Origin of the sequence: Pedobacter sp. HMWF019 (genome assembly GCF_003061025.1) — a bacterium.
GTDB lineage: Bacteria > Bacteroidota > Bacteroidia > Sphingobacteriales > Sphingobacteriaceae > Pedobacter.
In genome coordinates this window covers 1-5,981 of the sequence record NZ_QAIL01000070.1, presented here as the reverse complement: position 1 = coordinate 5,981, position 5,981 = coordinate 1, and the positions used below count along the sequence as shown (strand labels likewise).

Sequence of the window (5,981 nt, the reverse complement as noted above, 5' to 3'; positions counted from 1 at the left end):
TTATTAATTAGTTCGCTAGATTCCCCCTTCTGATAGATCAACAGCTCCTTCATGTGTTTCAAAATTTAAGTGACCACAAAGTTAAGCTAATAATTTTAGTACAAACAAATATTTACTAATTTATTTAGTATTTAAATTTAGGATAATGAATTGATTGCAGTACTTCAGAATTTTGTATCTTAATATCAATAATTTTACTTTTACTTTATAACCGAATCCGCAGCCAATGCCATTTCCGTTCTCCATTAAATATACCACTCCACTCGAAGGAAAAGTCGATCCAGAAGATTACCCACAGATACTAAAACAAATAAGCTACTTTATGATAGCTAAACCCGCAAAGGATATTATTATTGAGGATTTCGATATACGAACTGCAATACACCACATCATTAATAGTCACGACTAATTGGCGCACACAAATCAGTCAAATCTTAAGATAAACCCTAAACACAGCAACCACATGATAAATAATCCAATTCCCCTTGCATCTGCATTAGAATGAAACGTCTTATACATCAATACCACTACCCGCCTGGTATGCTGCCTGCTCACCTCTCTGTCTTCATTGCTTCATTTAAATACACCAGTACATTTTCCAACACCCCATCACCTGTTGTACCAAGCTTCTTCTTCACCAGCACATCAGGTTCCAGTACACGTGTTGACCTGTCGCCATTGGGCCGAACAATGAAGGCTTTCGGGTAACTAACCTCCATGCCCGTATGCGGTAACTTGAATTCATGAATAGCCGCATAGGTGGTAGGCACATCCGAAGTCGGCTCCCCCATCAAGGTTCCCCAATGATAATCTTTGATCGTGGCCGCAGTAGTAACCGCATTAGAGTAGGAATAACGGTCAATCAGCACATATACCTTACCCTTATATTGCAGGCTATCAGCCACTGGCTGCTGTTTGATCACCTTGGTCTGAAATATAGTCCCATTTGGTTTATTTAAAATACTTTTTTTAAGCTCAGCTAGGGAGGTATCGGCAACGTCTCTCCAAAAAGACTTCGTCAGGGCACTGGTCCTTACCGAAAAACTGGAACAAAAAGAAAAAGGTTCCTTAGCAAAGTAAGCCAGCATATGGTCACTAAAAGAATTATCTCCCCCTGGATTCCCCCGCAGATCGATGATCAGTTGCCGGGTTTTGGATTGCCGGATTTGATAGAAAGCGCTGTCTATAAACTTCACGAACATGGAGTTATCAAAGGTTTTATGATCCGAAGTATTACCGTCCGATTCACTATTTGTAAAAGCTCCAGGCCGTAAATAGGCAATCTCGCCAAGATATTTAAACTCCCGTGTAGAGTTAAATATGGATTTCTTTTTAGCAGCATATTCTTCCAGTTTTTCGGCTGTGATGCCCTTCAATACACCTTCATAAGTTGATCCGTCCGGTCTTTTCAGATGCAACCTAAAAATATCTACCTGCCCAAAGACCAACCAATGTAGCCTGGAAAAATGGTACAGGTCAATCAGCGTATTTTTGAAAGGTTTGTTTTCACCTGAGAGATAGTTATAAACCCGGTCTAAGGTATAAATCGCTGGACGGCCGTTAATCTGAACGATCTCATCACCTGTTTTCACAAGCATACTGCCACTATAGTTATCCGCAACATACAGATGCCCCTGGTCAACGTTTATATCAAACGGAAAAACCTTCCCCCCTTTCTGCAGATATTCCAGGTAGGCCGGGCGAAAAGGAAAAGCAATGCTACAATGCGCCAGGCCCGAAAGTGCAGTAAAGGGCTGAAAAAGCCTGTTAACATCCATTAGAGACATATGCTCTTTGATCTTTTTCTGAAGATTTTTATAAGCCTGGTCATATCTCGACTTGCTTTCATGTACAAAAAGGTTGTAATGACTTTCTTGTAGTGTGGTGTACAAGTAGTTCAGATCTTCCCGGACTTCTTTCGCAGTATAGGAAACCTGTTTGGACTGCTGTGCATTTGTTATTGGGATGCCTAACCAAAACATACCGCTTATCACCAGGAAGATTTTGATGTATTGAGTTGAGTTTATACGCTCCATTGACCTTTATTTTTGCTGTCCGAAACTTTTCATTTTATTTAACACTTGGGTCCTACCGGCCTTCATAACCGGGACCACTTCTTGTACCATTGGCTGAGGCTTTTGCTCAATTAGCAACCTAATAAAAATAAAACAAAAGGGTGCACAAGTAAAACACGATACCATTAGGCATTTTCATGTCATTAATATAATTATTATACATAACTTAAGTTGAAAATTAAGTTATAAAGCAATGAATAATCTAAAAAAAATCATTATAAGTTTACAATTCATATTTGCCATTGCAACAGTATTGCCCTTCGGTTTAGAAATGAACCAACAGATATCATTCATATCTTTCCTGATGCTGGGTACTTTTCTGTTTTTAACCTTTTACCTCATCAGCCTAAATAGAAAATCAACGGAAAACATGCTCAATCATTATCATCATGGAAAATACAAAACAATCGCCAATAACAGTTGACCCCAAAGGCGGGGAAATATTATCTGTAGCAGGAGATAACTCAATATCAAAGTAGTGCCTCTTTAGTTTATTCTTTTACCACTATACGGCAGATACGTTAATAGAATTACCTAATTATCAAGAAATAGTCGCTACTATAATTTAGCGCGGACAATCAGCTCGTCTAATTTTTTATAAACCTCTGTCTCACTTTCATACAGCCCAGCCTCAGGACACTTCCCGTCAGGACACATTGTCCAGTTAAGTTCAGTATAGGTGGTATCCCCATCATATGCTACAATCTTAAAAGCATCGCGTAATTCTGCCTTATAATCCAGAAGGTCTTTCTTTCCTTTCTTTTTCAGCGCTGAAACCTTCGTAGTAAATAATTGCTGACTGGTGAAAACCTCTCTTTTTTTAGAGGAGATCTTTGAGAACCCTAAACAAATTAATGCTGCAAGGATCAATACCAAATGAGAAGTGTTAATTTTCATATCAAATGCTTTGATTTAAATATAACAGAAATGGGAGTCATTCCCAAACCAATATTGATGAGTTTTTCAACCCAAGTAAATCACTACCATCCCCGGATACCACCCAAAAAAAACCTGCACCTCTTTTCACACCTCAGGACCTGAAGCCCTTCGCGGAAGGTCCAGTGGGAAAAGAAGAGCAGATTTTTTCTTACTTAAGTTAATCCTTGAAATTTTCTATCGAAACTCTCAAGATTATCTCAAAAATACCATAATTTAATTTTTAAATAAATTAACAACCCTATAATTACTATACTTATCTTTGAATATGCTAACCAGGCAGAAATAAACACCTGCTGAAAAACGAGAAAACAGTGAATGGACAAGCATTAGAAGTATATGAGATTTTCAAAAAATCAATCGCAGAAGACGAAGCACGTAAGATAATTGCGTACATTGAAGATGCAAAAGATAAAGAAATTACAGCTACTGTGGAAAAGAAAATCGATCATCTGGCAACCAAAGAAGATCTAGCGAAATCTAACTCCGAAAACATTAAATGGATGTTCATTTTCTGGCTATGGCAGATCGGAGCAACGATTGGCATCATCTTGCTGTTTATAAAAAGCTAGACATCATAAGATGTCTAAATACCCTTATCGAGGACTTCCTCGATAAGGCCAATAATAGCGATACATAGATATAAAGATATTCAACTGATAACCAAAAAAACAACAACAATGGGTATAGAAGAACTAATAGTTGCAATGGGATACAATATTAAAAGGACAACCATCCCCTGATACTACCCCAAAAAAAACTGCGCTTCTTTTCACACCTAAGGATCTGTAAGATCCAGTGGGAAAAGAAGCGCAGGTATGCAGGATATTTATTGCTCTCAAATTAAGCAAATATTCGCTTTGGAACAACCTAAAAAATCGCTTGGGCAGTTCATTTCATCGGCTAAGTGCATACTCTAAAGAGCAGCACACATTAATAAATGTCAAAAAATTGCCCCCAGAAAGCAATGCTAATTGAGGGCAATTTATAAAGGTATAGGCTAACAATTATTCATTGAATCACCTAAATCATAAGATGAAGATTTCTCTTTTATTCCATTCCCATTTTCTTACGATAATAAATACGATGTGCTTCTTCATCCATATTAATAAGCTTCGAATAATGCTGAGGATCAAAAACTAATTCATAATATCCCCATACCGCTTCTATCTCTGTATATTCATTTTCAATATTCGAAAAAAACCAATCATCAGGCAGCTTATTATCTATTATACAAAACAATAGACTTGGACATTCAGAAATTATCCCACCGTCATCTACCAAATAGTATAAAAGACCATCGATCATCAGAATTCCAAGGACAAGATATTCTTCACCTATTTTTAACTGACTATATTTTGTATTTTCAGAAACATATTTTGGTTTCCTTTGGGAGTTCATCAAGATCTCACCTGTATTATATAAACATTTAATCTTCATCATTTTGGTTCGTGAAATTTAAAATCATCAACTGCTACTATTTTTCCATCTTTAAAATCAGCAACATAATGAATAGCTATATTTTTATTCTCCAATGTCCTATGTACGTATTGCATTTTTTTCCAACCTGGCCAACGTGAATCTCCAAGTTTTAATGACAAAGGGGTTCCTTCTGATGGATTTGATATGGCCTCCTTCATTGCAAGTTTTTCGGCAAGATTATTAGGAGTCATCCTACCTGTACATTGTAGCTTAGAAATTGTACCTAAACAAACCCGCACCTCTTTTCACACCTCAGAGGCCGATCCATAGAACCATATTATCTTTTTTGTATGTTTAGAATATGAAATCAAGCGCTCTAAAAAGTTCACTCCTTATCAAACTGGCATTACTTATAATGTTGTTCGCAATTTCAAGTTGTAAATTAACACAAAAATCAATACAAATACTTTTCCCTCCCCCAATAATCGCATTTACTGATCTGATCAACTTTTGCGACCTGCCCAATCACAATAATGAGAGTGTGTATGTAAGATCCATCTATAGCAAAATTGATGGCCATTGGGCACTAAGAGCCGACAATAAAAACTGCAAAGATCTGAAAGTAGAATTTAAAATTGCAGACGGTGCCTACGCAAACGATGAGTCCCTACTAAAAGAAATCGATCAAAAACCACCAAATTTCTACTTCATCGTTGACGCTATTGGAACTTTTAAATTATACGACACAAAAGGTGACACCACTATAAGATCAAATTCAGGAGAATTTATAGCAGAGAAGATCTTAGCGATTCAGAAAATTGCGAGTGAAAATGAAACTTTGGTTCACTAGCTTTATCAGGACAAACCAGTAAACCATGCTCTTTAAATATTTCAAACGATAACTATTAGTCGAACAAATAGTAAAATTCACCAAATTTCTCCAGAATAAAGGAAAGCCGGAGACCATCCAGCCACACAACAAGACCAGGAAACAAAAACTAATCAAATCCAAAACCACCAGCAACCAAACCGTAGGAATCACCGTACCCGTAGAAGCATCAAAAAAATGTCCGGTATTAGGCAACAAAGGCCAAAGCAATAACACCAAACAAAACCTTAAAATCGATCCAGAAGACAAGTCCAACCTAGCAAACTGGCCTCTGTTTATATCCAAAATATTCATATCATTCCATTTATTAATATCCATAAAAACACAAGGAGGGCCAGCCCCCGGAACCCTCCCTGTAACCTAATACTACGCAATCACCGGCACCGGTCCCTTACACACACTCTCCGAGGTCAGATGCTCCGTAATCACAGAATTAAAACTCATATACGCATACACCTCATCATCCGCAAAATCCGCAGGCATCTGCAACGTAAAAGTCAAAGCAGATCTGGCAATCACGTTCTCCACCGTAACAAACTCCTTCTTTGCCGGATTATACACCAAAAAAGAACCCATATCAGTACCATCCCTGAAAGACGTATTACCATAGCTATTCGTCCAGGTAAACTTCAACTTAGCACCAGCAACCGATTCCACAC

The 5,981-nt window shown here is 37.6% G+C and carries 7 protein-coding genes; 2 read left to right on the top strand and 5 right to left on the bottom strand.

What is annotated here, in order from left to right:
• Positions 1-551: 551 nt before the first annotated feature.
• A complete protein-coding gene (locus tag DBR11_RS04495; protein WP_108550415.1) occupies positions 552-2,036 on the bottom strand; it encodes a S41 family peptidase in 1,485 nt (494 codons plus the stop codon).
• A gap of 597 nt (positions 2,037-2,633) precedes the next feature.
• Positions 2,634-2,972, bottom strand: a complete 339-nt coding sequence (locus DBR11_RS04485; protein WP_108550414.1) for a hypothetical protein — start codon at positions 2,970-2,972, stop codon at positions 2,634-2,636.
• A 353-nt stretch (positions 2,973-3,325) separates the two neighbouring features.
• Between DBR11_RS04485 and DBR11_RS04480 the strand changes: the two genes are divergently transcribed.
• Positions 3,326-3,583 carry a hypothetical protein gene (locus DBR11_RS04480; protein ID WP_108550413.1) on the top strand — a complete coding sequence of 86 codons (258 nt, stop codon included), beginning with the start codon at positions 3,326-3,328 and terminating at the stop codon, positions 3,581-3,583.
• A 478-nt stretch (positions 3,584-4,061) separates the two neighbouring features.
• Here the strand turns inward: DBR11_RS04480 and DBR11_RS04475 are convergent, their stop codons facing one another.
• Together DBR11_RS04475 and DBR11_RS04470 are read right to left on the bottom strand one after the other, a co-directional pair.
• A complete protein-coding gene (locus tag DBR11_RS04475; protein ID WP_108550412.1) occupies positions 4,062-4,454 on the bottom strand; it encodes a hypothetical protein in 393 nt (130 codons plus the stop codon).
• A complete protein-coding gene (locus DBR11_RS04470) occupies positions 4,451-4,684 on the bottom strand; it encodes a hypothetical protein (protein ID WP_199233757.1) in 234 nt (77 codons plus the stop codon). The genes DBR11_RS04475 and DBR11_RS04470 overlap by 4 nt, the downstream gene beginning before the upstream one ends.
• Positions 4,685-4,974: 290 nt before the next feature.
• Here DBR11_RS04470 and DBR11_RS29355 point away from each other — a divergent pair, with 290 nt between their 5' ends.
• Positions 4,975-5,283, top strand: a complete 309-nt coding sequence (locus DBR11_RS29355; protein WP_146186459.1) for a hypothetical protein — start codon at positions 4,975-4,977, stop codon at positions 5,281-5,283.
• Between the two features lie 405 nt (positions 5,284-5,688).
• On the opposite strand, the gene DBR11_RS29485 is transcribed toward DBR11_RS29355, so the two are convergent.
• Positions 5,689-5,981: DUF6266 family protein (locus DBR11_RS29485; RefSeq protein ID WP_233260645.1), on the bottom strand; the 293-nt coding region annotated here is incomplete at its 5' end.

Bases quoted from the DNA above. Each gene is read 5' to 3' on its own strand.
- DBR11_RS04475 (WP_108550412.1), bottom strand. From the start codon at position 4,454: ATGATGAAGATTAAATGTTTATATAATACAGGTGAGATCTTGATGAAC.
- DBR11_RS04470 (WP_199233757.1), bottom strand. From the start codon at position 4,684: ATGACTCCTAATAATCTTGCCGAAAAACTTGCAATGAAGGAGGCCATA.
- DBR11_RS04485 (WP_108550414.1), bottom strand. From the start codon at position 2,972: ATGAAAATTAACACTTCTCATTTGGTATTGATCCTTGCAGCATTAATT.
- DBR11_RS04495 (WP_108550415.1), bottom strand. From the start codon at position 2,036: ATGGAGCGTATAAACTCAACTCAATACATCAAAATCTTCCTGGTGATA.